Below are 23494 nucleotides of genomic sequence, written 5' to 3'. Positions count from 1 at the left end.
GAGCATGGCGATACAATGGTACCCAGGACACATGAACGCGGCCCGCAAGAAAGCGGCCGAGACCATGGAGAACACCGATCTGGTGATTGAAGTGGTGGACGCGCGCCTGCCGGCAGCCAGCTGCAATCCCATGGTGGACGAGCTGCGCCTGTTCCGCCAGCGCCCTTGCCTGAAAATCCTCAACAAGACCGACCTGGCCGACCCTGCCGCGACAGCCGCCTGGGTCGCCTATTTCAATGCCCAGGAAGGCGTGACCGCGTATGCGATGACGACCAAGAAGCCGGGCGACGTGGCGCGCATTCCCGACCTGGCCAAGTCGCTGGCGCCGCACCGCGGCGTGCCGACGAAGCCGCTGCGCATCATGATCATGGGCATCCCCAACGTGGGCAAGTCGACCCTGATGAACGCGCTGCTGAAAAAGCGCGTGGCCAAGGTGGGCGATGAGCCGGCGGTCACCAAAATGCAGCAAAAGCTATACCTGGACAAGAACACCATCCTCGTCGACACGCCCGGCATGCTGTGGCCAAAGATCGCCATCCCCAGCGACGGCCTGATGCTGGCGGCCAGCCACGCCATCGGCTCGAACGCGCTGATCGAAGAGGAAGTGGCCGTGTTCCTGGCCGAGGAATTGCTCAAGCGTTACCCGGACTTGCTGGCGGCCCGCTACGGCACCAAGGTCGATGAAGTCGACGCCATCGGCGTGGTCGAAGGCATCGCCGCCAAGCGCGGCTTCCGCATCAAGGGCGGCGACTACGATTTCGAGAAAGCGTCGCACACCCTGCTGCTCGACTACCGCAGCGGCATCCTCGGGCGTATCTCTCTGGAAACACCGGACACGCGCGCGGCCCTGCTGGCCCAGCACGCGGCCGAGATGGCGGAAAAAGGGGCCAGGGCAGCGGAGATTGCTGCCGAGAAGGCGAAGAATGCGGCGCGCGGCAAGCGCGGCACGTAATTCAAGCGACACCCATGAAAAAAGCGCCGCGGCATCCCTGTCACGGCGCTTTTTTCATGCGCTATCCGATTATCCGAATTTGAAACTGGTCACGGCCAGCGCGCCAAAAAAATCCTCCTCGTGGTACACGACCTGCGCCGCTTCCTGCTCGGCCGCGCCGAGCGCCACCATCAGCGGCAGCAGATGGTCTTCCTGCGGATGGGCCTGGCGCGCGCCCGGGGCCTGGTCCCAGGCCAGTAACTGTTCCAGCCTTTGCGCCGGCGGCAGGGCCATGGCCTGGCGCAGCCACGCGTCGAACTGGTGCGAAGCGGCGGCGCCGGCCTGGCCGAACTGGCGCAGGTTATGGTAAGACAGGCCACTGCCGAGTATCAGCACGCCTTGCCGGCGCAGGCTGGCCAGCGCGCGGCCCACCTCGATGTGCGTGAGCGGATCGTAGCCGTGTTTCAGCGACAATTGCACCAGCGGCATGTCCGCCTGCGGGTAGATGGGGAACAGGGCGCTGAAGGTGCCGTGGTCGAAACCCCGCTCATGGTCGAGGCGCGCCGGATGGCCGGCCCCGTCGAGCAACTGTTTCACCTGCGCCGCCAGTTCCGGCGCGCCGGGCGCCGGGTACTGGATCTGGTACGTGTGCGGCGGAAAGCCCGAATAATCGTAGATCATGCCCGGCCGGGGACTGGCCGAGACGAGGAACTGCGGCCCTTCCCAGTGCGCCGTGACCACCAGCACGGCTGTCGGCCGCGCGCCGACCTGGCGCGGGATATCCTGCAGGGACGCTTCGAGCACGTCGTAGCGGCCGCCGAACTGGTCTTTCATGAACGGCCACGGGCCGCCGCCGTGCGACAGGAAATAGGTAGGGAAGGTGCGCTCTTGCATGGCGGCTCCGGAGTGGAATGGCTGATGCTATCGATGATAGTCATGCGTGACCAGTTGATCAAGATCGCAATTATTGATATATCATTTCCATTTTGTTGATGATCGGGCAGTCATGGATACCTTGCGCAGCATGCGCGTGTTTCGCGCCGTGGTGGAACTCGACAGTTTTGTGCGCGCCAGCGAGCGCCTGGATCTGTCGCCGGCCATGGTCAGCAAGCACGTGATGCACCTAGAGCGCCACCTGGGCGCGCGCTTGCTGAACCGCAGCAGCCGCCACTTGAGCCTGACGGAAATCGGCAAGGTGTATTTTGAACAGTGCCGCGACATGCTCGACAATCTCGACGAGGTGGAAGCGACCGTGGGCCGCACGACGGTGGTGCCGCGCGGCATGCTGCGCCTGAGCGCGCCCGTCTGGTTCGCCAACGCCATCTTTACGCGCACCCTGGTGGCTTACCGCGAGCGCTACCCGGAAGTCACGTTTGACATCGACTTGAGCGGGAGGGTGGTCAACCTGGTGGAAGAGGGCTTCGACCTGGCCCTGCGCGTGAGCCAGGCCCCATCGCCGAGCCTGATCGCGCGGCCCATCGGCAGCATCGCCTTTCACCTGGTGGCCGCGCCCGCCTACCTGGCGCGCGCGGGCCAGCCTGTGGTGCCGCAGGATCTGGCGCAGCACGCCATGATCAGTTATTCGCTGTTGTCAAATGGCAATGAATTGACGTTTGACGGCCCGCAGGGACACGAGACGGTGAAGTTTACGCCCGTGCTGCAATGTAATAACGAAAGCCTGCTGCACGCGGCCGCGCTCGACGGCATGGGCATCGCCCTGCTGCCGTCGTGGCAGACGGATGCGGATCTGGAGGCGGGGCGGCTGGTGCGCCTCTTCGACGATTTCAAGTTGGCGGGCGGCAGCGTATATGCCGTCTACACGAGCCGCCGCTACCTGTCGTCGAAAGTGCGCACCTTCATCGACTTCCTCGCTGATGAAGGGCGCCTGGGGGCTTGATTACGCGAGTGAGCGCTTCACGTCGATCAGCGCGAACAGGCGCGCGCTGCGCATCCACGCCAGCGCCAGCGCCGCCAGCTGCGTCACCAGCAAGCCGGCCACGATGGCCAGTGGACCGGGCGCGGCCAGGTTCAGGCGCGCTACGCCCAGCAGCGCATACAGCGCCAGTCCCAGCAAGGTGATGGCGAGGTAGATGGCCAGGCTGGCCAGCGGACGCCGGCGCAGCATGCCCAGGCCCCGCCACCATGCCTTGACGGCCGAGGTGCGGCGACGGTCGATGGCCAGCGCCGCGCGGCCCGCATCGAGCGTGGCGCAGGCCAGCAGGAACAGCAAGCCCGCGAACAGCAAGGCCAGGTGCCGGGCCAGGTCGGCATCGGCTTCCAGGATGGCTTTCGCCGCGTGCTTGTCGGCCAGTTTCAGCGCGCCGGCGCCGATCGTCAGCGCCAGGCCCAGCGGCACGATGCTCCACAGCAGCATGCGCAGCATGCGGCCGTATTCGCTGAAGGCGCCCGTCAGCAGGGGACCGAAGCCGGGTGGCGCAGGCGCGCGCGCGGCCGTCACCACCAGGCCGCTCAGCAGCGGCGACAGCAGCAAGGCCAGCACGATGCCGGTGATGGCGGCCTGGCCGATGGCGGCACCGTTGCGTCCCGCATTGGCCACCAGGTCGGCCAGGGTCATCAGGTCGAGTTCGTGCGCCAGGGCCGCCGCATGCACGGCGTGATCGAGGCTGGCGCTCAGGGTGCGCCAGAGGGGAATGACGGCGAGGATGGCGGGGATCAGCAGCAGGCCGGCCCACAGCAGCAGCAGGCGCCATTGCAGGGCGGCGCGGCTGGCGCGCGTGGTCAGGGTCAGGCCGCTGGCCCGTGTCGTGGAAGTGGCGCTCATACGATGGCAATCAGGGAAAGGAGGTATTGGAAGGTGGCGGCAAGGTCGATGCTCCAGCGCCGCGCAGCGGACTTGTCGGCCTTCAGGGTGCGGCTGTCATCGAGCTTGTTGACGTCGAGGTAGTGCACGCGGTCGGGATCGAGTTCGGCCGAGACGGCCTTCACGGGCTTGCTCCAGGTGTAGCGCTGCCACAGCTGATCGTTATCCCACACCACGCGTTCGGAGCTGCCGTCGGCGAACTTCACCAGCAGCACCTGCGGCACGGGCGCGCCGCGGCGGCGCAGCACCACGCTGGTCAGATAGGGATACGGGCCCGTGCCGGGCTTGGCGTCAGGATGCGCCTTGTCCCACGCCGCGCGTACTTTTTCCTCCTCCTTTTCCAGCGCTTCGGCCGTCTGTTCCACGCGCTTGCCGTTTTCCAGCGCCATGCCGGCCAGCGGCGTCTGCTCGTCGCTGCTGAAGCTGCCGATGCGGTCGTCGATATTCGCGCTGGCATAGACTTGCTGCGCGAAGACCTGTTCCACGATGCGGCGCTGGCCCGTCGCTTCGGCCAGCGTTTCGCGCAGGTCGGCCACGCTCGGGTGGCGGAATTTCCACTGTTCGTAATACGCCTTGAAACCCCATTCCATGGCCTCGCTGCCGATGCGCGCTTCCAAGTCGCGCATGGTGATGGCCGTGCGGCTGTAGACGGGCCCCACGCCCTGCAGTCGGTCCCACGCGTTCTGGCCCAGCGGGTCGGCCGCATCCTGGCGCGGTGCGGCCATGCGCTCGAATTCGAAGACCTTGAAGACGGGATCGAAGCCCAGGCGCTTGAGCAGGGGCGTGGTGGCGTGGATGTCCTGGCCGCGCGCGCGCAGCATGCGCTGGTCCCAGTACTCGTTCAAGCCTTCGTCGAGGATCGGTTCCTCGAATTCGTTCGAGGCCAGGATGCCATAGAAATAGCCATGGCCGAATTCATGGATGGTGACGAAATCGAGGCCGAATTCGGGTATGGTCTGCGGCTGCAGGTTGGCGTAGCTCGAGGCGGTGATGAAGGTCGGATATTCCATGCCGCCCGCTTCGGCCGCATTAAACGGCGGAATCACCACCGTCAGCGTCTTGTACGGATACGGGCCCAGGGTGCGCGAGAAATACGTGAGTGTATCCTTGGCCGCCTGCAGCGCCGGCGCCGCGTTGGACGCGTACTCGGGCGGGTACAGCACCTTGATGGCCACCGGCGGGCTGCCAGGGCCGCTCCAGCTGCCCGTCAATGGCGGCGCGCTGCGCTTGTCGGCCGTCCAGGCGAAATCGTGCACGTCGCCCTGCACATAGTGATGCGTGAGCATGCCGTTCTTTTCCTGCGGCGCGCCCTGCAGTTCGCCCGTGGCGCCCACCGTGTACTCCTTGGGCACGGTCAGCTTCACGTCATAGTTGCCGAAGTCGGCGTAGAACTCCGAATTGAGGTGGAATTCATGCGCGTTCCAGCGCGGTGCGGTGGCGCCCCGTTCGCCGGGCAGTTCCAGCACGGCGATCTTGGGGAACCACTGGCCCACCAGGTGGAAGCTGCCGAAATAGCCGGTGCGCGCGATGACGCGCGGCAACTGGTCGAAGAAGCGGATGTCGAGCGTTGTCTCGGCGCCTGGCGCGACGGCCTGCGGCAGGTCGACGCGCACGACCGTGTGGTCGGTGGCCGGGCCGTTGTCGGGTTGGACGAAATGCCAGGGCGCCTTGGTGCCGTTCTGCGTCATGCTGCGCAGTTCGATGTAACCCCACTCGCCGTCGCGCGTGTCGACGCCCGAGCGGAAGCCCTTGTCGAGCTTGCGCTTTTCGGTAAAAAAGGTCGAATGTTCGCCTTCGAAGGCGTTCAGGTACAGGTGCAGATAGACGCTGCTGACGGCTTGCGCGCTGCGGTTGCGCCAGCGCAGTTTCTGCTGGCCGGCTATCGTGTGCTTGACGGGATCGAGCGTCGCTTCGATCTGGTAGTCGACCACGCGGTCCGACAGGGTCGCTTGCGCGCCCGTGCGCGCGCCGCCCCAGGCGTTGCTGGCGCTGGGCGTGCTGACGGCGGACGCGTGCGGCGAAGCAAGGGCCATGCCTTCGGCCGATGGCGCCAGCGGCATGGGCGCGCTGGCCGGCTTGCCTTGGCCCGGCTGGGCGAACAGGTCGGCCTGCAGGGCCAGGCCGGCCAGCAGCAGGGCGGCGATGGAAAGGGCTTTGAGCTTGCCCGAGATGGGGAAAAAACCAATGCTGCGCCGCGTGCCGCGGGGACTTGGCGGCCCCTGGCGCGTTGTGCTACGACTTTCCATGCGTGACTCCCACAGTGATTTGTTGATTTTCAAATGCAGTCGGCTGCGCTCAGGATCGCCGGGTGCAGCTTAATATACCCGCAAAAATTACAAATAAGCAATGAATTGCGCAAGCAGCCCCGCTGGCTGTTGCGGCGCCGCGCGCCGTGCGTATAATGATTCGCTTTTGCCATCCATCTCTTCCACTACCGTGCGTTCGCGCCCCGGTGATGCCTCAAGCCTGCCGCCATGATGCCTGCCCCTCCCGTCCTGACCATTGCCACGCGCGCCTTGCTGCTGTGCGCCCTGGGCATGCCGGCGTGCGCGCAGGAAGGCGTGGATGGCGTCACGGCCGGCGTCACGTATGGCGACTTGTCCGCCGAACTGGGCCAGGGCGGCCAGCACAGCGTGCGCGGCGCCCTGTCGCGCGAGCAGGGCGGCATGACGCTCGACGTGGCCATCGACGGGCTGCGCAATGGCAATTACCGCGATGGCAGCGTATTTCACCAGCGCGGCTTCAATGGCGGCGCGGAATGGAAGGTGCGCCAGGGCCGCTTCGGCTTCAGCGCCGACCAGCTGAACCAGGACACCCGCTATCCGGCGCCCGAGGCGCCGTTCCTGGCCTTGCTGGCGGCCCGTCCGGAGGACATGTACCGCTATGAGGTGCGGCGCGCCAGCGCCTTCGTGCAGCGCTATGTGGGCAGTTTCGAGTTGGGCGTGGAGCTGTCGCAGCGGGAAAAGCGCGCCACGGCCCAGTATGCGGGCGAGGACGGCAGCAGCGAATCGCGGTACAGCAGTCGCCGCCGGCAACTGGCGCCGCGCCTGCGCCATTACGGCAAGGTGGGCGGCGTGGGCACGGATACGGAAGTGGGCCTGGATCTGATGCAATGGCAGCGGCGCTCGGGCCGCGATGGCGATGGGCAGCGCCGCCAGTACTCGCGCGCGCTGCTGCTGCGCGAGGAGCTGGCCTTCGGCGGCCCGTACGCGCCGCGCATGCTGCTGGGATTGCGGCATGAACAGTTCCAGCTCGATCCGGCCGACATGCCCGCCGGCGGCAGCGACTGGGAAAATCAGAATGCCTGGGACTTGCAGGGCAGCCTGCAATTGCGTCCGCAAGTCAGCGTGTACGCCAAGGCCGCGCGCAGCTACCGCATCGACGATGATGGCTATACCAGCGCCGGCTACCGCCCCCTGGCGGGACAGCTGCGGCGCGAAATGGAGGTGGGCGCCACCTTCGGCGACGCGGCGCGCAGCGCCGCCGTGCGCGTCTTCAGCGAGCGCCTGAGCAACCAGATCGTCTTCGACCAGAGCCTGGGCCAGCTGGGCTTTGCGGGCAACCTCGACCCCTCGCGCCGCGACGGCATTGCCGTCGAGGCCAGCATGGCGCTGGCGCGCGACTGGCGCCTCGACGCACAATTGCGGCAAGTGCATGCGCGCTATGACGATTACGCCTATGACGGCCCGGATATCGCCCTCGTGCCCAAGACCCTGGCCAGCCTGCGCCTGTACTGGACGGGGCAGGGGGGCGCCAGTGCCGACGTCGGCCTGCAATGGCTGCGCGCCCTGCGCTATGGTCCCGACTTCGCCAGCAGCTGCCTGGCGCAAGTGCCCGCGTTCGCCACCGTGGATGGGCGCTATGTGCGCAAGCTGGGCGCCTGGGAGCTGGAACTGGCCGGCAGCAACCTGGCCAACCGCCGCCATTACGGCGATGCGCCGGGCTGCCGCTCCAGCATTTACCTCAACGATGCGCGCCAGCTGCGCGTGTCGGCGCGCTACCATTTCTGAGGCAGAGGCGCAGCGGGGCTTAAATGCGGCTTAAGCGGGCGCAAACGGGGACGATAAACACGGATTTTTTCCGCCCGGGTGTCATCGCCCGGCGCAAAAAGTGGTAATCTCGCCCCGTTCACGACCACTTATGATGAAGGATTATTATGCGTTTTCTGCGTTTCTTGCGTCCCCTGCTTGCCGCCGTCACCCTGGTGGCGGCCACCGGCGGCGCCATGGCGGCCGATACCGGCTTTACCACGCTCCCCACGCCAGTGCGCACGGACACGGGCAAGAAGGTGGAAGTGGTGGAATACTTCATGTATTCCTGCCCGCATTGCTACGCGCTCGATCCGCTGATGCACGACTGGGTCAAGAAGCAGGGCGACAAGATCGCCTTCCGCCGCATCCACCTGGCCTTCTCGGGCCCGAAGGATCCGCAGGCGCACGCCTATGCCACCCTGGAAGCGATGGGCCAGCTGGAGCAGTTCCACGACAAGATCTTCCGCGCCATCCACGTCGAGCGCAACCGCCTGAACCGCGATGACGCCATCCTCGACCTGCTGGTCAAGAACGGCATCGACAAGGCGAAATACCTGGACATGTTCAATTCCTTCGGCGTGCAGACCAAGCTGAAACGCAACGAGCAGCTCATCACCGCCAGCAAGATCGACAGCGCGCCGACCATCGTCATCGATGGCCGCTTCGTCACGTCGCCGGCGCAGCTGTCGCGTCCGGGCCAGTCCGAGCCGCAGACCCAGGCGGCGACCCTGCGCGTGATGGATGAACTGGTGGCGCGCGTGCTGAAAGAGCGCGCTCCCGCGCCAGCGAAAAAGTAAGCGGAGAGCGTCATGAAACAGCTGCCCTGGACCTTGTGCGCACTGGCCCTCGCCCTCGTGGCGTGGCTGGCGATTGCCGTCGTCAGCGTGGAAAACCAGCGCAATGCGCTGGTGACCAAGGCGTGCGTGGACCCCGCGTTCAAGAACGAGGTCGATGCGAAATGCCTGGCGTCCGTGCAGTCGCGCGAACACTGGTGGCAGCACCTCACTTACGCCATGACGCATTTCCGAAATTGAATGCGCCTGCATGAAAACCCGCCGCGCGCGGGTTTTTTTTCGTCCGCGTATGATGCAGCCACAAGCAACCACAACCATTCGGGAGGGACGATGAAGGAAGTGATCCTGGTTACCGGCAGCAGCCGCGGCATCGGCGCGGCGACTGCCTTGCTGGCGGCGCGCCAGGGCTATGCCGTGTGCGTCAACTATGTGCGCGATGCGCAGGCGGCCGACGCGCTGTGCGCGCGCATCGTCGCCGACGGGGGCGAGGCCATCGCCGTGCAGGCCGACGTCAGCGATGCGCAAGACGTGGAACGCCTGTTTGCGCAAGTCGATGCGCGCCTGGGGACCTTGACGGCGCTGGTCAACAATGTGGGTGTGCTGGAGCAGAAATGCCGGCTGGTCGACATTTCCGCGCAGCGCCTCGAACGCGTGCTGCGCACCAACGTGATCAGTTATTTTTTGTGCTGCCAGCAGGCCGTGCGGCGCATGTCGACGGCCAATGGCGGGCAGGGCGGACGCATCGTGAACGTCTCGTCGGTGGCGGCGCGCCTCGGCTCCCCGGGCGAATACATCGATTACGCGGCCTCGAAAGGCGCCGTCGATACCTTGACCGTGGGCCTGGCGAAGGAAGTGGCGGCCGAGGGCATCCGCGTCAACGGCGTGCGGCCCGGCATCATCTACACGGAGATCCACGCCTCGGGCGGCGAGCCGGGAAGGGTGGCGCGCCTGGCGCCCGGCGTGCCCATGCAGCGGGGCGGCCAGCCGGAGGAAATCGCCGACGCCATCGTGTACCTGCTGGGGCCAGGTGCGAGCTATGTGACGGGCAGTATCCTCGACGTGGCGGGCGGGCGCTAAAAGTTACGCTTTGGCTGGCGCCGAATGGGGCGTGATCACCACGGTGCAGGTGGTGCCGGCCACCAGCATTTGGCCCTTCGGCTGCTCGTCGATGTGGATGCGCACGGGCACGCGCTGCGCCAGGCGCACCCAGTTGAAGGTGGGGTTGACGTCGGCCAGCAGTTCGCGGCCCGTGGCGGCGTCGCGGTCGGTGATGCCGCGCGCGATGCTTTCGATGTGGCCATGCAGGGTGCCGCCGCTCATCAGGTTCATTTCCGCCTTGTCGTCCTGCGCCAGCATGCCCAGCTTGGTCTCTTCGAAATAGCCGACGACATAATACGAAGCGCTGTCGATGACGGCCAGCTTGGCCGCGCCGACGGCGGCGAAATCGCCCTTGTGCACGTTCAGGTTGGTCACGTAGCCGCTGACGGGGGCGCGCACGGTGGTGCGTTCCAGGTTCAATTGCGCCAGGGTGCGGGCGGCCAGCGCCGCCTGCACCTGCGACGAGGCCGAGCTGGCGGCAAAGGCCGCGCTTTCGCGGCTTTCCGTCGAGATGATGCTGGCGTCAAGGCCGGCGCGGCGTTGCGCTTCCTTGCCGCGGCGGCCCTGCTCTGTCCTTTGTGCGGCCAGCACGGCGTCGGCCTGCGCCAGCGCGCTTGCATAGCGTTCCCTGTCGACGACGAACAGCACATCGCCTTTTTGCACCACCTGGTTGTCGCGCACCAGCACGTCCGTGACGGTGCCGGCTACATCGGCGCTGATGTTGACGATGTCGGCCTTGATGCGGCCGTCGCGCGTCCACGGCGACTCCATGTAGCGGTCCCAGACGGTCTTGCCTATCCAGAGGGCTGCGGCCAGGAGCAGCAAGGTGATTGCATAGCGGGTCAATTTGCTTACCATGTCGGCAGCCTTTCCTTGATTGGGTTGAACAGTTTTTTTAATTATTTGTACAGCGACAGGGCCAGCGCGCCGAAGATGGCGATGAAGATGCACAGCCGCGCCAGCGATGGGTGCCACACCATGCGGTACACGCCCAGCCAGCCCAGCACGCGGTCGAGCAGGGTCTGCAGGACGATGCTGAGGATGAACAGGGGCAGCAGGGTAGGAATCAGAATTCCGAACAGGGCGAATTCACGCGGCATGGTGGTCTCCGGCGCCAGGCGCCATATGGTCGAGCAATGAAGTGTAGATCGAGTGCAGGTCGGCCAATGCCGTCTGCAGGCGCGCGCTGCGTTCGGCGCTCGCATCGACTTCCGTCTGGGCTGCGCGCACCACGGCACCGGCCTGCAGTGTGGCGGCCAGCGCCGCCTGCAGTGCCGTGTCGCTGCGCGTGCGCAGCCAGCCGGCGATGTGGTCCACGCACTGCTGCAGCGCGTGGCGCGTGGCGCCTGGCCGGGCCGTCGCGATCAGTTCGCGCAATTCGATCACCGAGTGGCCGATTTCCAGTAAAGTCAAGGCCTGGCGCACGACGGCGCGCGTGGCCTCGCCCGGCGCCGGGCCGGCCGCCGCGTTGAGTTGGCTGAGCAGGTCGCGCACGCGGTTGTCGAAGCGGTGCTTGACGCGCCGCGCCGGCGCCGTGCACGCATGCAGCGCTTCGCGCCACAGGGCGCGGCCGATATGATCCTTGTGGCCCATCGTGTGCTCGGGCAGCAGCACGGCAAACACGAGGGCGGCCAGCATCAGGCCGACGATCAGGGCCAGGCCCGTGTTGAGAAAGGCGGCGCCGTCGACATGCATCAGATTCGTCGGCGCCATCTGCGTGATGAAAGTCGACACGCCCAGGCCCACGCCCAGCTTGGCGGGATTCGTCATCAGGTACAGGCCGACGGCCAGGAACGGCGCAAAACTCAGCACCAGCATGGGGAAACCGTCGCCGTGCACCAGCACGAAGTACACGCACACGAGCGACAGCGGCATGGCGATCAAGAAGCCCGCCAGCACTTGCCGGATCATCAGGATGGGGCGCGGCGAGGACGAGGCCAGCGCGCAGAACACGGCCGCCATCAGCATCGCCGTGCCGGCGTAGGACCAGGCGAGGAAGTAGGCGCCCAGCGCCAGCAGGGCCAGGCTGATGCCGGCGCGCGCGCCGCTGGCGATCACCAGCGCGGGCGGCGTCTTCGGCGCATACGCCTGCGGCGTGCTCACTTCGAGCGGCGTGTCGTGCACGAGGCTGAAATACACTTCGTGAAAGCGGCTCATGTCGCGCGCGAAGCGCTCGAGCAGTTCGCACACGGTGTCGAAATCGATGCGCTGCGCATGCGCGATGGTGGCGCTATCGATGTCCGAGCGGGCCTGGTCCAGCGCCGTCTGCAGGTGCCGCTGCATGGTGTCGAGCGAGTCTTGCGAGGGCGTCGCCTGCAGCGACTCGGCGACGATGGCGTACAACGGCGCGCAGGCCTGCATGACCTGGATTTCGTCATCGCGCTGCAGGCGGTCGAACAGGCGGTGGAAGGTATAGAAGGTCGTCAGCGCCGTCATGAAGGTGGCGTTGAAGGCGTGCAGCTTGCGGTTTTGCGCGCGCACGTGACTGACCTTGCTGGTGACTTCGAACAGGGCGGCCGAGCGGCCCAGTTCCAGCGCCGCGACGTCGGCGGCAAACTGCAGATGCGTCAGTTCCACCTGCGCCGGCGTGAGTTTTTGCTGCAGCACGTCCTGGCAAAAGGTGAGGAATTTGCCATAGCGGGCCTGCACCGTGCGCATCACCTGCGTGCCCTGGTGGCGCGGCAGCAGCACGCTGGACACCGCCGCCGAGCAGATGATGCCCAGGCTCACTTCGGCCACGCGCGTGACGGCCAGCGCGAACACCTGCATCGGCTGCTCGATGGCGGGCAGCACGATCATGCAGGCCGTATAGCCGGCCAGCACGTACACATACGACTGGGCGTTGCGGTGCAGGGCCGAGCCGCTCGTGCACAGGCCCACCCACAGGGCCAGGCCGGCGAACAGCAGCACGGGCTGCTGCGGGAACAGGCCGATCAGGGTCAGCGCGGCCGTGCATCCGAGCAGGGTGCCGCACAGGCGGTAAAAGCTTTTTTCCAACACCATGCCGCTGCTGGGCAGGGCCAGGATGATGGTGGTGGTCATCGCCGTGCTGGGCGAATCGAGACCCAGGCGGTAGGCCAGCCACAGGGCGCAGAACGCGGCGATGAGGGTCTTGCCAACGTAGATCCAGCGCTCGCCTTCCGTCGTGCGCCAGTCCTGCAGCGCCAGCGCCAGCCAGCGGGCCGCCCGGCTCAGGGGGCCATATGTAGGTGTTATTGCTGTGGCTGGCGTCATCGATAGGCTATCAGTTCTGGTTGTTGAGATTGTTCAGGTTGCGCAGCTGGCGCATGTACAGCTTGTCGAGCACTCGCAGCTCTTCGTCCGTGAACCCTTCGTACAGGGCCGAGGTTTCCTGGTACACGTCGGGCAGCGCCGTTTCGATCAGGGCGCGGCCCTTGTCGGTCAGCGATATCATCACCGAGCGGCGGTCGCCGGGACGCGTGCCACGGTGGATCAGGCCGCGCGTTTCCAGGTCGTTGCACACGCGCGTCAGGTTGGCCGGCTTTTCATGGCAGGCCATGCCCAGGGTGCAGGCATTCGAGGTTTCGTCGTCCGTGCCGTACAGCACGGCCAGCACCATGTAGCTGGCATCGACCAGGTCGTGCTTTTTCAGCGCCGCATTGGTCAGGTCCTTCATGCCCTTTTGAATGTGGTACGTCATGCGCAACAGGCGCATCAGTTCCATGGGGAAGCCTGGCATGCGCGTGCGGATGTTTTGCAGCCGCTTGGAGGTGGCGTCAAAAGCGGTCATGTCATATTCCTTCATGTGTGAATAAAGTTCCGATTGTATCTTGTTGAGCTAGGGCAATGCCAGGATTGCAAGCTGAGTAATCGTCAGGAAATTATTGTGAAATTATGACGAACAGAGCCGGGTGCTATGCAAGGCGTCCGCCGCGACGCAGTGCGAGCACTGCGAGCGGTGGGCAACGCCGCAGAGCACCGGTTATGGAAGTCAGAAATCACATTAATTTATTGGGGGTTACTTAGATGCCGCCTCCCAGTGCATTCATCAAGGAAACGTACAGATCGAGCTCACGCGCCCCATTCTGCGCCTGCTGTTGTTCTTCCGCCAGCAGCGCCACTTGCGTGTTGAGCATGGCGATGGCGTCGCTCATGCCCGCCTTGTAGGCCTTTTCCGCCAGGTCGCGCGCGCGCTGCGCCGTGGCCAGCGCCTGCATGGTCAACTGGTGCTGCTTTTTCAGCGACTGGGCGCGGGTGACGGCGTTGGCCACGTCCGACATGGCGTTGATGACGGTGGCGTTGTACTGCTCCACGGCGCCGTCGTACACGGCCGTCTGGCTGCCCAGCTGGGCGCGCAGGCGGGCGCCGGCGAAGATGGGCAGGCTCAGTGCGGGCGAGGCGCCGCGCACCTGCGAATTGGCGTCGAGAAAGTGGCTGAAACCGAAGGCCTGGAAACCGGCAAAGGCCACCAGGTTGACGTTCGGATAGAACTCGGCCTTGGCGGCGTCGATGCGCTGCGCCGCCGCTTCGACTCTCCAGCGCTGGGCGGCGATGTCGGGGCGTCGGCCGATCAGGTCGGCCGGCAGGGCGGCCGGAATGGCCAGCGGCTGGTCCAGGCGCAGCACGGGACGCGTGAGCGCCGCACCGGCGCCCGGACCCTTGCCCGCCAGCGCGGCCAGCTGGTTGCGCAGCAGGGCCAGCGATTCGGCCGACTGTTCCAGCTGGCGGCGGCCGGCCGGCAAGGTGGTTTCGATCTGCGCCACGTCGATGTCCGTGCCGATGCCGGCTTGCTTGCGCTGGCGCGTGATGTCGAGGATGCGGGCGCGCTGCGCCAGGCTGCGTTCGATCACGTCCTGCAGCTGGAATTCATACGACAGCTGGATGTAGGTGCGCACCAGCGCCGTTTCCAGGGCCAGGCGCGCCATCTGCGATTCGGCCGACGCCATCTGCACGTCGCCCAGGGCGGCGGACAGGGCGGCGCGGTTGCGGCCCCACAGGTCCAGGTCGTACGAGGCCGTGACGGTGGCCTGGTTGCGCCACGCGTAGTTGCCGGCCAGCGGCGCCGGCGTGCTGCCGTGCTGCGAATACAGTTCGCGGTTGACGGAGACATTCGCGTCCGCCTGCGGGCGGGTCTTGTCTTCAAACGCGCCGGCCAGCGCCTCGGCCTGGCGCACGCGTGCCTGGGCGCCGCGCAGGGTGGGACTGTCGGCCAGCGCCTGGTCCATCAAACGGTTCAATTGGGGATCGTGCAAGTCTTGCCACCATTGCGTGCGCGGCCATTGGATGGCGGCGCTGGCGGCGGCACCCATGGCCTGGCTCGCTTGCAGCTTGTTGGCGTCGAGCATGGCCGATTGCGGCGCGATATGGCCCATGTCGGCGCAAGCGCTCAAGGCAAGGATCAGGCTGGCGGCAAGCAAACGGCGGTGCAGGGACATGCAGGGACTCCGGGAGAGATCGTGTTGGGGGTGATGCTGACAGCTCGCCGCGGTGAGCTTCGGGAGTGGCCCGGGTGCTGCGCCGCAACTGAGTTGTTACTGATTGAAACCGGCTGACTGGTTTCTTATTTGACGACGTGCTTGGTCGTTTGCGCGACATCAAAGTCCGCTTCCGTTTGCGGGATCAGGCCAGCCTTGCGGGCGGCGTAGAACTCGGCCATGACTTGCTCGCGCGTCACCTTGCTGGCGGCGGTGGCCGGCGTTTTCGGGTAGTCGACTTCGCTCGTGGCGATTTCGCCGGCGTTGCGGGCATGGATGTATTCGGCCGTGACGTCGGCGCGCGTGAGTTGCTGGCTGGCAGCGGCAGGCGCGGCGTTTTGGGCAAAAGCCGAAGTGGCGGTGGTAATGGCAAACAATGCTGCGATCAGTGATTTGGCTTGCATGATAAGACTCCAATATGTGCATGATGGCTGGGTGGATGGGCCGGCTCGCCACGTACCGGTCGGTTCGGCGGCACGGCGCTGGTGGGCGCCGTGCCGCCGATGAAGCAGTTTCTGGATGAGAAGATGCTTACTTGAATTAATTATATCAATGAATAGTACATTTGTGAAGTATTTTCTGAAAATATTTGTGCGCCGCCGCATTTTCCCTGCGAACAATGCCGTGCAGGCGTGCGCCGCTGGCCGTGCCAGGGGAGTAAGCTGGTTTTTTGATGAAGGGAGTCAGCCATGAGCGGCAGCACACTCGATCCGGACAATTTGCCCGTCACGCCCGACCGCGTCCTGGGCAGCGGCCATGGCAAGGGGGCGCTTGGTCCCAGCGACAGTTCCGACAGCGGCAGCGACATGCAGGGTGTGCCGGGCCAGGATGCGGAAGAGCTCGATAACGACAGCGATGCGGCAGGCACGGGCGAGCGGGCCGGGGTGGAGCCGCATAACGGGGCACCCGATGGCGGCGACATCGACGTCGATCATGTGGAAAGCCTGACGCCCGTGCCGCCGGCAGAAGGGGACGAGGACGAACCGCGCACCGAACCGCGCACGCGGCCGGCGCCGGTGCCGCGTCTCTGATCGCTGGCGGCGGCGAATGGCCGCCAGGAATTACTGCCTCATTTACCGCCTCATTTACCGCCTCCCCTGCGCCATCAGCGTAAAATGCAGGCAAGGCGGCGCGCGCGCCGCCATGGCCAGCCGGCCGGCACAGGATAGGATGTCAGAGGATGCAAACGCAGATGTCGGAAGAGAAAGAAAAAGACTTGATGTCGATGTACCGCGAGACGCGGCCGCGCGAGTTTTTTGGTGAAAAAAGTGATACCAATCACCTGGCCTGGAGTTTGCTGGTGGTCTTGCTGGCGCTGGCGTTCTGGCTCGTCGTGGCCCTGGTGGCGGCGGAAAACCAGCGCCATGCCCTGGAAACGAAGGTGTGCCAGGATCGCGTGTTCCCCACGGAAATCGACACGTCGTGCCTGAAACAGGTCAAGTCGCGCGATCACTGGTGGCAGCACGTGGGCCACGCGCTGGTGCGCATGGGCGCCTGAGCCGGGCGCATTCTGGCTGCACTTGGCGGCCACTGCCAGGGCCGTGGCGGTGATGGAGCGACAGTGCGGGGGGCGCCATGCCACGCGATCACTCGCGCGAGCAGCCGCAATGGCTGCTGGCGCGCCACAGTGCCTTGACGGCGCGCCAGTTGCTGCGCGCCTATGGCTTGCTATGCCTGTTTTCCCTCGTCATTACCGCCGCCTTTGCGCTGCGTGGCCTCTGGATCATTCCCGTCTTTTCGTTCGCCGAGCTGGGCCTGGTGGCCATCGCCTTGCAGCATTACCTGCGCCATGCGCGCGACTATGAACACATCGCCCTGCGCGACGGCGAGCTGATCATTGAACAGGTCAGCGCCGGGCGTTGCCGGCGCCACCATTTTTCGCCGTGGCGCACGCGCATCGCTATGCCGCAAGGGCCGCGCCAGTTGATACACATCAAGGATATCGGCGCTGGCGGCGCGCAGGTGGACGTGGGCGTGTTTGCCACGCCCGAACGGCGCTGGCAGGTGGCGCAGGAACTGCTGGCCCTGCTTCCACCACCCTTGCCGCCGCCAGCGCCGCCGTGATCGCCTTACACGGCCCGCGACGGGCCTTCCCACAGATTGATATGGCCTTCGCGCGCCTGCACGTCGATGGCGGCGAGCTCGTCGGCTGTGAACGTCAGTTGCTGCAGCGCGGCCACGTTTTCGCGGATTTGCGCGCTGCTGCTTGCGCCGATCAGGGTCGAGGTGACGCGGGGATCGCGCAGCACCCAGGCCAGCGCCATCTGCGCCAGGGTTTGCCCCCGCTGCGCGGCGATCTGGTTCAGGGCGCGCACGCGGGCCAGGTTTTCCGCGCTCAGGTGCTGTTGCAGCAGCGAACCGCCGCCGGGACGGTTGACGCGGGCATCCTGCGGCACGCCATCGAGGTACTTGTCGCTGAGCAAGCCCTGCGCCAGTGCCGTGAACGTGATGCAACCCATGCCTTCCTGCTGCAAGGTGTCGAGCAAGCCGTCTTCCTCGATCCAGCGGTTGAGCATGTTGTAGGCCGGCTGGTGGATCAGACACGGCACTTTCCATTCCTTCAGCAGGGCGGCGGCCTCGGCCGTCTTTTGCGGCGAATACGACGACAGGCCCACGTACAGCGCCTTGCCCTGTTGCACGGCGCTGGCCAGCGCGCCCATGGTTTCTTCCAGCGGCGTGTCGGCGTCGTAGCGGTGCGAGTAAAAGATGTCGACGTAGTCGAGGCCCAGGCGCCGCAAGCTCTGGTCCAGGCTGGCCAGCACGTATTTGCGCGAACCGCCGCCCTGGCCGTACGGACCCGGCCACATGTCCCAGCCTGCCTTGGTGGAAATGATCAGTTCATCGCGGTATGGTAAAAAATCGTCGCGCAGCAGCTTGCCGAAATTGCTTTCGGCGCTGCCATACGGTGGGCCATAGTTATTCGCCAGGTCGAAATGCGTGATGCCCAGGTCAAACGCGGTGCGCAGCATGTCGCGCTGCGAAGCGAGGCTGTTACTGTCGCCAAAGTTGTGCCACAGTCCCAGGGACAGCAGCGGCAGTTTCAGCCCGCTGCGACCGCACGTGCGGTATGGCATGCTGTCGTAGCGGTTCTCGGCGGCGTGGTAGGTCATGGCATCTCCTGCTTGAATGAAGCGCTTATTTTCGCGCAAAATCAAGGTGTGCGTGCGTGCGCCTTGCGCGCGACGGGACGCGCCTTACAATAGGCGTTGAGGAGTTTCGCAAGGAGCGGTCATGGAAATCGAATTGAAATTGTTGCTGGAGCCGCAAGACGCGCCCCGTCTGCGCGCCCACCCGCTGCTGGCGCAGACTGCGCAAGGTGAGCCACTGCTGCTGCACATGCACGATATCTATGTCGATACGCCCGATTTGCAGCTGTGCCGCCACCAGGCGGGCTTGCGTGTGCGCCAGGTGGACGGGCGCTGGGTGCAAACCCTGAAGGCGGGCGGCAAGGTCAGCGGCGGCTTGCACAGCCGCCACGAATGGGAAGGCGACGTGCCGGGGCCGCAACCGGACCTCGCCGCGCTCGACTCTGCCATCGGCCGCAAGCAGCCCATCCGCGCGCTGCTGCGCCAGGACGCCATCCGCGACGCCTTGCAGCCCGTGTTTACCACGCGCATCGAGCGCACCGTATGGCAGCTGCGCACGCCGCAGGGCGACCGGATCGAATGCGTGCTGGATCAGGGGGTCATTGAAAGCGGTGCGGATGGGGTGGGCGGGGCTGCGCGCAGCGTGCCCGTCAGCGAGATTGAACTGGAGTTGAAGCAGGGGCAGGCGGCCAGCCTGTTCGACGTGGCGCTGGCCCTGCTGCAAGACGTGCCGCTGCAGCTGGGCCACATGAGCAAGGCGGAGCGCGGTTACCGCCTCGCAGTGCCGCAGCCTTTGCGCGCCGTCAAGGCGCAGCCCCTGGCGCTGGATGCGGCGATGTCAGTGGAGCAAGTGTTCCTGGCCATCGCCGACAATTGCCTGGAGCAGGTCAGCGGCAACCAGGATGGCGTGGCGGGGGGCGAGGACGTGGAAAGCGTGCACCAGATGCGCGTGGGACTGCGCCGTTTGCGCTCGGCGCTGGGCATGTTCCAGTCCTTGCTGGCGCTGCCGGACGCCTTGAAGAGTGAACTCGGCTGGCTGGGCGGCGCGCTGGGCGAGGCGCGCGACTGGGATGTGTTGGCTGGCAATACCCTGGCGCAGCTCGATGGCGAGGCGCAGGCAGATGCGGCGGCGCTGGCAGCGGCGGCGCACGCGCAGGCGCGGCGCAAGCATGTGCAAGCGGCTCAGGCCGTCACCTCGGCGCGCTACACGGCTTGCATGCTGGGCTTGCAGCGCTGGCTGCAGGCGCGTGCCTGGCGCGACGGTTGTTCCGTGCGCCAATTGCGGCGCCTGGACGCGCGCGTCGCGCCGTTTGCCCGCGCTACCCTGCGTGAAGACCAGCGCCGCCTGATGAAGCGCGGCAAGCGCCTGCTGCAGGCCACGCCGCAGCAGCGCCACCGGGTGCGCATCGCGGCCAAGAAGACGCGCTATGCGACGGAATTTTTTGCCTCGCTGTTTGCCGCGCGCAAAGTGCAACCGTATGTGGGGCGGTTGTCGGACCTGCAGGATGAACTGGGCTGGCTGAATGACGTGCAGGTGGCCGACCGGCTGCTGCTGCAATTGCCCGATGCCCAGGCCGACCAGGCTGACCAGTCCGCCCAGGACGGGCTGCGCCTGCACGCGGCCTTCATCCGCGGCTATCTGGCGGCGCGCGCGCAGGCGCAGGGCAGCGATGGCCGCATGCACAAGGCATGGCGGCGCTTCAAGGCGGCCCGCTTGCCGGCCTGAGCCGGTTGGCAGTGGCGTGAGGCCCCGCCAGGCCCGCGGACGTTGCAAGCGGCGCTCAACGAGGCCAGCGGCGACCTGTGGGGAGGGCGGCCATGGCGCGCCGGTTCAGCTCACAGTTTGCTGTTCTGGCAGCCGGCGCTCACGCATTCGCGCACCCGGTCTTGCAGGAATTGCGCGCGTTCGATGGTGGTGCGCGTGGCGCAGTCGAGGTTCACATAGAAGCCCGAGCCATCCTTTTTCGAGCATCGCTCGTTGCGCTCGCTGATCCAGGAAAGCTGGCCCGCTTTCAGCTTTTGCTTGCCGCCGGCATCGAGCCGGGAGCCAAGCTTCTTGTAGTTGGCGTTGAGTTCCTTGTCCGCCTCCTGGTACACCTTGTTGAGGCAATACAGGCCGTCGAAGTCGTTGCGCGGCGTGTCGCAGGCCGAGTTGGCGAAGGTGGAACCGGAGGCAAACACGAGCAGGGCGAGCAGGTATTTTTGCATGGTGGGCTTTCAGAAAGTGGTTGGGGGCAGGATGGGCGAGCAAGGCAGTGCTCTTGCGCATCGTATAACATTTTCTATCCTGGCCGCAGACGCTTGCCTGCGTGCCTGGCCGTCAGTAGGCCAGGCGGCCCGGCACGCTCACTTCGATCTGCGTGCCGGCGCCGGGCCGGCTGTCGATGCGCAGGCTGGCCTTGATGCCGGCGGCGCGCTCGCGCATGCCGACCAGGCCCCAGTGGCCGGGCCGCTGGCCCGTTTGCGCCACGGCGTCATCGAGGCCGCAGCCGTCGTCGCGCACGCGCAGGGTGAATGCCTGCTCCGCATAGTCGAGTTCCAGCACGATGTTTGCCGCCTCGGCATAGCGCGAGGCGTTGAACAGCGCTTCGCGCGCGATGGCATAGATCTCGTCATGCACGCGCGGCTGCAGGCGCCGGCAGATGCCGCTGACATGCACCGCGAAGGCGTGCGCGCGGTGCTCGGCCAGGCCCTTGCCGAATTGCTGCAGCGCCAGGCGCAGTTCGTCGGGTTCGGCCGAGGCGCGCAAGTCCATGATCTGGTCGCGGCCTTCGATCAGCAGCTGGTCGGCCAGATTGAGGGTGCCATCGAGGCGCGCCCGTTCGCGCGTGCCCTTGGGCAGCATGTCCGCATGCGCATGGAACGACAGGATCAGGCCCTGCACGCTTTGCAGCAGTGTGTCGTGCAGCGAACGGGCGATGCGCGAGCGTTCGGCCAGGCGCTCCTGCAAGCGTTCCTGCAGCCGTTCCTGCATATTGCGCGTCAGGTGGCGGATGCGCAGCACATAGCCGCCATACAGCAGCAGCGCGCCGCCCAGCGCCAGCAACAGCACGAACCATGGCGTTTGCACGAAGGCTGGCGCGATGACGATGTCGAGCCCTGTCCCTTGCGTGTTCCAGACGCCGTCTTCGTTGGCGGCAGTGACGTCGAAGCGGTAGCTGCCGGGCGCCAGATTGGTGTAATAGGCTTCGCGGCGTCCCACCGCTTCCTGCCAGCCGGCGTCCACGCCCGCCAGCCGGTAGCGCAGGCGCACGCGTTCCGGCATCGACAGGCTCAGGGCCGTGAAGCCGATCTGCAGGGTCTTGCTGCCTTGCGGCAGGTGCAGCGGCTTGCCGGCGTCCAGGGCATAGCGCACGCCATCGGCCAGCAAGCTGTGGATCTGCACGGGCGGCGGCAGGCGATTGCGGCGGATATGCAGCGGGTCGAGCATGGCGATGGTGGCCGAGGTGGAAAACCACAGCTTGCCGTCGGGCGCATGGATCAGCGACGGCACGGGGCGCAGCTGCGAGGCATGGCCCTGCAAGCCGTCGAGCGCGTCGAAGCGTTCCGAGACGACGGCGCTGCCGTCGCGCATCCACGCGGCCAGGCTGGCGGCGCCGATATGATCGATGCCATCCGCGCCATGCAGCCACAGGTCGCCGTCCGGCAGGCGCACGATGCCCGACACGCCGCGAAACGCCGCGCCGTGCGCGCCGCGCAGCATCTGGAAGCGGCCGGCGCGGTACAGGGCCACGCCGTTTTCGCCGCCGGCCCACATCGCCTCGCCATCGCGGTACAGCTGCAGCACGGTGCCCACCTGCAGGCCCTCGGGCGCGCCGAGCCGCCTGACGGCGCCCGCGCGCTGGCCGTCGGCCACCAGGCTGAGCGTATTGTCGGCATGGCCCAGCCAGACGGTGCCGGCGCCATCGAGCGCCATGGCCGTGGTCAGCGCCGCCGGCAGGCCGGTCAGGCCGCCGTTCGCCATCCATTTTCCTTCGCTCAGGCGAAACAGGCCGCCGCCGGAAAACGACGCCCACAGCGCGCCCGAACGGTCCTGCTGCAGCGCCTGCGGATCGACCCCCAGCACGGGCGGCACCACGCGCGTCATGGCGCCGTTGCGCGCGCGATGGTGCAGCTCCTGCTCGTTGCCCAGCCATAGCGTGCCGTCGGGCGCCCAGTGGCTGGCCGCCAGCGTCCCTTTCAGTTCCACTTTTTTCACCCCGTCGGCGGTAAAGCTGCGCACGTCGCCCACGTAGTCGCCGATCCACACGTCGCCATCGGGTCCCGGCAGCATGCCGGGATGGTCGAAGGGGACGGCGACGGGCAAGGTCTGCAGGCGGTTCGACCGCAGACGATCGAGGCCGGTCGAGGTGCCGAACCACAGATTGCCTTCGCGGTCCTGGAACGACGTTTGCGGTAGCGGGCCGCTGATGCCGTTCTGGCGCGTCAGGCGCTGGGCCGGCAGGCTGGGGCCGGAAGGATCGAACTTGCGTTCAATGCCGTCGGGCTGCATCAGCCACATGGTGCCGGCGCGGTCGAAGCGCAGGCCGTTGCCCCTGGCGTCGGGCCGGATGGGGGCATCGCCGCGCGGCGCGCTGGTGCGCACGCGATAGTAATTGTTCTGGTTGTCGACGGCCCAGATGGCGCCATCGGGCGCTTCATCCATGCTGACGAGCATGGTGCGTGGCCAGGCATGGGAAAAGCGCGCCTGGCCCGGCTTGCGGAAAAAGACGCCATGCATGGTGCCCATCCACTGCGTGCCGTCGCGTCCGAACAGGATCTGGTACACGCGCTTGTCGGGCAGGCCCACGTTGGCGGCCTGCGCTTCGAAGCGGTCGGCGCCCGGTGCCAGGCGCGCCGCGCCATCGCGCGTGCCGACCCAGATGGTGCCGTCGGGCGCCGCCTCGATATGGAACACGGCGCCCGACGGCAAGCCGTCCGCTTCCCGGTAGGTACGCGCGCGCCCCTGGCGAAAGACGCTGACGCCGCCGAGGCGGTAGCCGACCCAGACGGCGCCGTCCGGCGGCGTGGCCAGGCCCAGCACATTGCTTGACGGCAGGCGGTGGCCGTACACACTGTCGACGCGCTCGAAGTGCACGCCGTCGTAACGGTACAGACCGGTGGCCGTGGCGATCCACAGCCAGCCATCCTGGCCCTGGGCAAATTTCAGCACATCGACGGGCGCGCCTTGCAAGGCGCCCCAGGCGTTGTGGGTGTAGTCGGACAGCAGGGGCGATGGGGGGGCCGCGCACGCGTGCAGGTGGCACGCCAGCAGGGGCAACAGCAACAGGCGGCGCAGCAGGCGAGCGGACATCGGGG

22 protein-coding genes are annotated in these 23494 nt (G+C 66.4%); 10 read left to right on the top strand and 12 right to left on the bottom strand.

What is annotated here, in order from left to right; genetic code table 11:
* The first annotated feature begins 4 nt into the window (after positions 1–4).
* Positions 5–952: a ribosome biogenesis GTPase YlqF gene (ylqF, locus tag AC54AF_RS08690; protein ID WP_496636230.1), complete on the top strand. Its 948-nt coding sequence runs from the start codon at positions 5–7 to the stop codon at positions 950–952.
* Positions 953–1021: 69 nt separating this feature from the next.
* Here ylqF and AC54AF_RS08685 read toward each other — a convergent pair whose 3' ends face one another.
* Positions 1022–1825, bottom strand: a complete 804-nt coding sequence (locus tag AC54AF_RS08685) for a DODA-type extradiol aromatic ring-opening family dioxygenase (protein ID WP_496636229.1) — start codon at positions 1823–1825, stop codon at positions 1022–1024.
* A 112-nt stretch (positions 1826–1937) separates the two neighbouring features.
* On the opposite strand from AC54AF_RS08685, the gene AC54AF_RS08680 reads away from it, so the two are divergent.
* On the top strand, positions 1938–2828 hold the full coding sequence (locus AC54AF_RS08680) for a LysR family transcriptional regulator (RefSeq protein ID WP_496636228.1): 891 nt from the start codon (positions 1938–1940) through the stop codon (positions 2826–2828).
* On the opposite strand, the gene AC54AF_RS08675 is transcribed toward AC54AF_RS08680, so the two are convergent.
* A complete protein-coding gene (locus AC54AF_RS08675) occupies positions 2829–3713 on the bottom strand; it encodes a hypothetical protein (protein ID WP_496636227.1) in 885 nt (294 codons plus the stop codon). It abuts the gene before it with no gap.
* Positions 3710–5998 carry a M1 family metallopeptidase gene (locus tag AC54AF_RS08670; RefSeq protein WP_496636226.1) on the bottom strand — a complete coding sequence of 763 codons (2289 nt, stop codon included), beginning with the start codon at positions 5996–5998 and terminating at the stop codon, positions 3710–3712. The genes AC54AF_RS08675 and AC54AF_RS08670 overlap by 4 nt, the downstream gene beginning before the upstream one ends.
* Before the next feature lie 228 nt (positions 5999–6226).
* On the opposite strand from AC54AF_RS08670, the gene AC54AF_RS08665 reads away from it, so the two are divergent.
* The 4 genes from AC54AF_RS08665 to AC54AF_RS08650 all read left to right on the top strand — a co-directional run bounded on the left by AC54AF_RS08665 (position 6227) and on the right by AC54AF_RS08650 (position 9654).
* Positions 6227–7762: a TonB-dependent receptor domain-containing protein gene (locus AC54AF_RS08665; RefSeq protein ID WP_496636225.1), complete on the top strand. Its 1536-nt coding sequence runs from the start codon at positions 6227–6229 to the stop codon at positions 7760–7762.
* Between the two features lie 146 nt (positions 7763–7908).
* Complete coding sequence (locus AC54AF_RS08660; RefSeq protein WP_496636224.1) at positions 7909–8580, top strand: thiol:disulfide interchange protein DsbA/DsbL; 672 nt, start codon at positions 7909–7911, stop codon at positions 8578–8580.
* A gap of 12 nt (positions 8581–8592) precedes the next feature.
* Positions 8593–8817 carry a hypothetical protein gene (locus tag AC54AF_RS08655; protein ID WP_034782054.1) on the top strand — a complete coding sequence of 75 codons (225 nt, stop codon included), beginning with the start codon at positions 8593–8595 and terminating at the stop codon, positions 8815–8817.
* 90 nt (positions 8818–8907) lie between these two features.
* Positions 8908–9654, top strand: a complete 747-nt coding sequence (locus AC54AF_RS08650) for an SDR family oxidoreductase (protein ID WP_496636223.1) — start codon at positions 8908–8910, stop codon at positions 9652–9654.
* 3 nt (positions 9655–9657) lie between these two features.
* Here the strand turns inward: AC54AF_RS08650 and AC54AF_RS08645 are convergent, their stop codons facing one another.
* The 6 genes from AC54AF_RS08645 to AC54AF_RS08620 form a co-directional block, all read right to left on the bottom strand.
* Entirely contained in the window at positions 9658–10533 is an 876-nt protein-coding gene (locus AC54AF_RS08645; protein ID WP_496636222.1) for an efflux RND transporter periplasmic adaptor subunit, read from the bottom strand.
* Between the two features lie 41 nt (positions 10534–10574).
* Positions 10575–10775 carry a DUF1656 domain-containing protein gene (locus AC54AF_RS08640; protein WP_086138240.1) on the bottom strand — a complete coding sequence of 67 codons (201 nt, stop codon included), beginning with the start codon at positions 10773–10775 and terminating at the stop codon, positions 10575–10577.
* Entirely contained in the window at positions 10765–12909 is a 2145-nt protein-coding gene (locus AC54AF_RS08635) for an FUSC family protein (protein ID WP_496636221.1), read from the bottom strand. The genes AC54AF_RS08640 and AC54AF_RS08635 overlap by 11 nt, the downstream gene beginning before the upstream one ends.
* 10 nt (positions 12910–12919) lie before the next feature.
* Positions 12920–13426 carry a transcriptional regulator, SarA/Rot family gene (locus AC54AF_RS08630; protein WP_131687082.1) on the bottom strand — a complete coding sequence of 169 codons (507 nt, stop codon included), beginning with the start codon at positions 13424–13426 and terminating at the stop codon, positions 12920–12922.
* Between the two features lie 232 nt (positions 13427–13658).
* Positions 13659–15071: an efflux transporter outer membrane subunit gene (locus AC54AF_RS08625; protein ID WP_496636220.1), complete on the bottom strand. Its 1413-nt coding sequence runs from the start codon at positions 15069–15071 to the stop codon at positions 13659–13661.
* Between the two features lie 125 nt (positions 15072–15196).
* The gene (locus AC54AF_RS08620; protein ID WP_496636219.1) at positions 15197–15514 is read right to left on the bottom strand and encodes a DUF4148 domain-containing protein; all 318 of its coding nucleotides are present in this window, start codon (positions 15512–15514) and stop codon (positions 15197–15199) included.
* A gap of 285 nt (positions 15515–15799) precedes the next feature.
* On the opposite strand from AC54AF_RS08620, the gene AC54AF_RS08615 reads away from it, so the two are divergent.
* The 3 genes from AC54AF_RS08615 (at position 15800) to AC54AF_RS08605 (ending at position 17174) form a co-directional block, all read left to right on the top strand.
* Complete coding sequence (locus AC54AF_RS08615; protein ID WP_496636218.1) at positions 15800–16141, top strand: hypothetical protein; 342 nt, start codon at positions 15800–15802, stop codon at positions 16139–16141.
* Between the two features lie 149 nt (positions 16142–16290).
* Complete coding sequence (locus AC54AF_RS08610; RefSeq protein WP_496636217.1) at positions 16291–16608, top strand: hypothetical protein; 318 nt, start codon at positions 16291–16293, stop codon at positions 16606–16608.
* Between the two features lie 77 nt (positions 16609–16685).
* Entirely contained in the window at positions 16686–17174 is a 489-nt protein-coding gene (locus tag AC54AF_RS08605) for a DUF2244 domain-containing protein (RefSeq protein WP_496636216.1), read from the top strand.
* 5 nt (positions 17175–17179) lie between these two features.
* Here AC54AF_RS08605 and mgrA read toward each other — a convergent pair whose 3' ends face one another.
* A complete protein-coding gene (mgrA, locus tag AC54AF_RS08600; protein ID WP_496636215.1) occupies positions 17180–18220 on the bottom strand; it encodes an L-glyceraldehyde 3-phosphate reductase in 1041 nt (346 codons plus the stop codon).
* Between the two features lie 121 nt (positions 18221–18341).
* Between mgrA and AC54AF_RS08595 the strand changes: the two genes are divergently transcribed.
* The gene (locus AC54AF_RS08595; RefSeq protein WP_496636214.1) at positions 18342–19922 is read left to right on the top strand and encodes a CYTH and CHAD domain-containing protein; all 1581 of its coding nucleotides are present in this window, start codon (positions 18342–18344) and stop codon (positions 19920–19922) included.
* Between the two features lie 110 nt (positions 19923–20032).
* Here AC54AF_RS08595 and AC54AF_RS08590 read toward each other — a convergent pair whose 3' ends face one another.
* Both AC54AF_RS08590 and AC54AF_RS08585 read right to left on the bottom strand, forming a co-directional pair.
* Entirely contained in the window at positions 20033–20404 is a 372-nt protein-coding gene (locus tag AC54AF_RS08590) for a lysozyme inhibitor LprI family protein (RefSeq protein ID WP_496636213.1), read from the bottom strand.
* Positions 20405–20516: 112 nt separating this feature from the next.
* A complete protein-coding gene (locus AC54AF_RS08585; RefSeq protein ID WP_496636212.1) occupies positions 20517–23489 on the bottom strand; it encodes a sensor histidine kinase in 2973 nt (990 codons plus the stop codon).
* Between the last annotated feature and the right edge of the window lie 5 nt (positions 23490–23494).

It is taken from the genome of Janthinobacterium sp. JF4, assembly GCF_059617925.1.
This window is presented reverse-complemented; position numbering and strand designations above follow the sequence as displayed.

What these genes read in the sequence shown, in the direction of transcription:
- mgrA (WP_496636215.1), bottom strand. Translation starts at nt 18,220, where the DNA reads ATGACCTACCACGCCGCCGAGAACCGCTACGACAGCATGCCATACCGC.
- AC54AF_RS08645 (WP_496636222.1), bottom strand. Translation starts at nt 10,533, where the DNA reads ATGGTAAGCAAATTGACCCGCTATGCAATCACCTTGCTGCTCCTGGCC.
- AC54AF_RS08680 (WP_496636228.1), top strand. Translation starts at nt 1,938, where the DNA reads ATGGATACCTTGCGCAGCATGCGCGTGTTTCGCGCCGTGGTGGAACTC.
- AC54AF_RS08640 (WP_086138240.1), bottom strand. Translation starts at nt 10,775, where the DNA reads ATGCCGCGTGAATTCGCCCTGTTCGGAATTCTGATTCCTACCCTGCTG.
- AC54AF_RS08670 (WP_496636226.1), bottom strand. Translation starts at nt 5,998, where the DNA reads ATGGAAAGTCGTAGCACAACGCGCCAGGGGCCGCCAAGTCCCCGCGGC.
- AC54AF_RS08610 (WP_496636217.1), top strand. Translation starts at nt 16,291, where the DNA reads ATGCAAACGCAGATGTCGGAAGAGAAAGAAAAAGACTTGATGTCGATG.
- AC54AF_RS08620 (WP_496636219.1), bottom strand. Translation starts at nt 15,514, where the DNA reads ATGCAAGCCAAATCACTGATCGCAGCATTGTTTGCCATTACCACCGCC.
- AC54AF_RS08605 (WP_496636216.1), top strand. Translation starts at nt 16,686, where the DNA reads ATGCCACGCGATCACTCGCGCGAGCAGCCGCAATGGCTGCTGGCGCGC.
- AC54AF_RS08665 (WP_496636225.1), top strand. Translation starts at nt 6,227, where the DNA reads ATGATGCCTGCCCCTCCCGTCCTGACCATTGCCACGCGCGCCTTGCTG.
- AC54AF_RS08675 (WP_496636227.1), bottom strand. Translation starts at nt 3,713, where the DNA reads ATGAGCGCCACTTCCACGACACGGGCCAGCGGCCTGACCCTGACCACG.
- AC54AF_RS08660 (WP_496636224.1), top strand. Translation starts at nt 7,909, where the DNA reads ATGCGTTTTCTGCGTTTCTTGCGTCCCCTGCTTGCCGCCGTCACCCTG.
- AC54AF_RS08630 (WP_131687082.1), bottom strand. Translation starts at nt 13,426, where the DNA reads ATGACCGCTTTTGACGCCACCTCCAAGCGGCTGCAAAACATCCGCACG.
- AC54AF_RS08685 (WP_496636229.1), bottom strand. Translation starts at nt 1,825, where the DNA reads ATGCAAGAGCGCACCTTCCCTACCTATTTCCTGTCGCACGGCGGCGGC.
- AC54AF_RS08650 (WP_496636223.1), top strand. Translation starts at nt 8,908, where the DNA reads ATGAAGGAAGTGATCCTGGTTACCGGCAGCAGCCGCGGCATCGGCGCG.
- AC54AF_RS08615 (WP_496636218.1), top strand. Translation starts at nt 15,800, where the DNA reads ATGAGCGGCAGCACACTCGATCCGGACAATTTGCCCGTCACGCCCGAC.
- ylqF (WP_496636230.1), top strand. Translation starts at nt 5, where the DNA reads ATGGCGATACAATGGTACCCAGGACACATGAACGCGGCCCGCAAGAAA.
- AC54AF_RS08625 (WP_496636220.1), bottom strand. Translation starts at nt 15,071, where the DNA reads ATGTCCCTGCACCGCCGTTTGCTTGCCGCCAGCCTGATCCTTGCCTTG.
- AC54AF_RS08585 (WP_496636212.1), bottom strand. Translation starts at nt 23,489, where the DNA reads ATGTCCGCTCGCCTGCTGCGCCGCCTGTTGCTGTTGCCCCTGCTGGCG.
- AC54AF_RS08590 (WP_496636213.1), bottom strand. Translation starts at nt 20,404, where the DNA reads ATGCAAAAATACCTGCTCGCCCTGCTCGTGTTTGCCTCCGGTTCCACC.
- AC54AF_RS08595 (WP_496636214.1), top strand. Translation starts at nt 18,342, where the DNA reads ATGGAAATCGAATTGAAATTGTTGCTGGAGCCGCAAGACGCGCCCCGT.
- AC54AF_RS08655 (WP_034782054.1), top strand. Translation starts at nt 8,593, where the DNA reads ATGAAACAGCTGCCCTGGACCTTGTGCGCACTGGCCCTCGCCCTCGTG.
- AC54AF_RS08635 (WP_496636221.1), bottom strand. Translation starts at nt 12,909, where the DNA reads ATGACGCCAGCCACAGCAATAACACCTACATATGGCCCCCTGAGCCGG.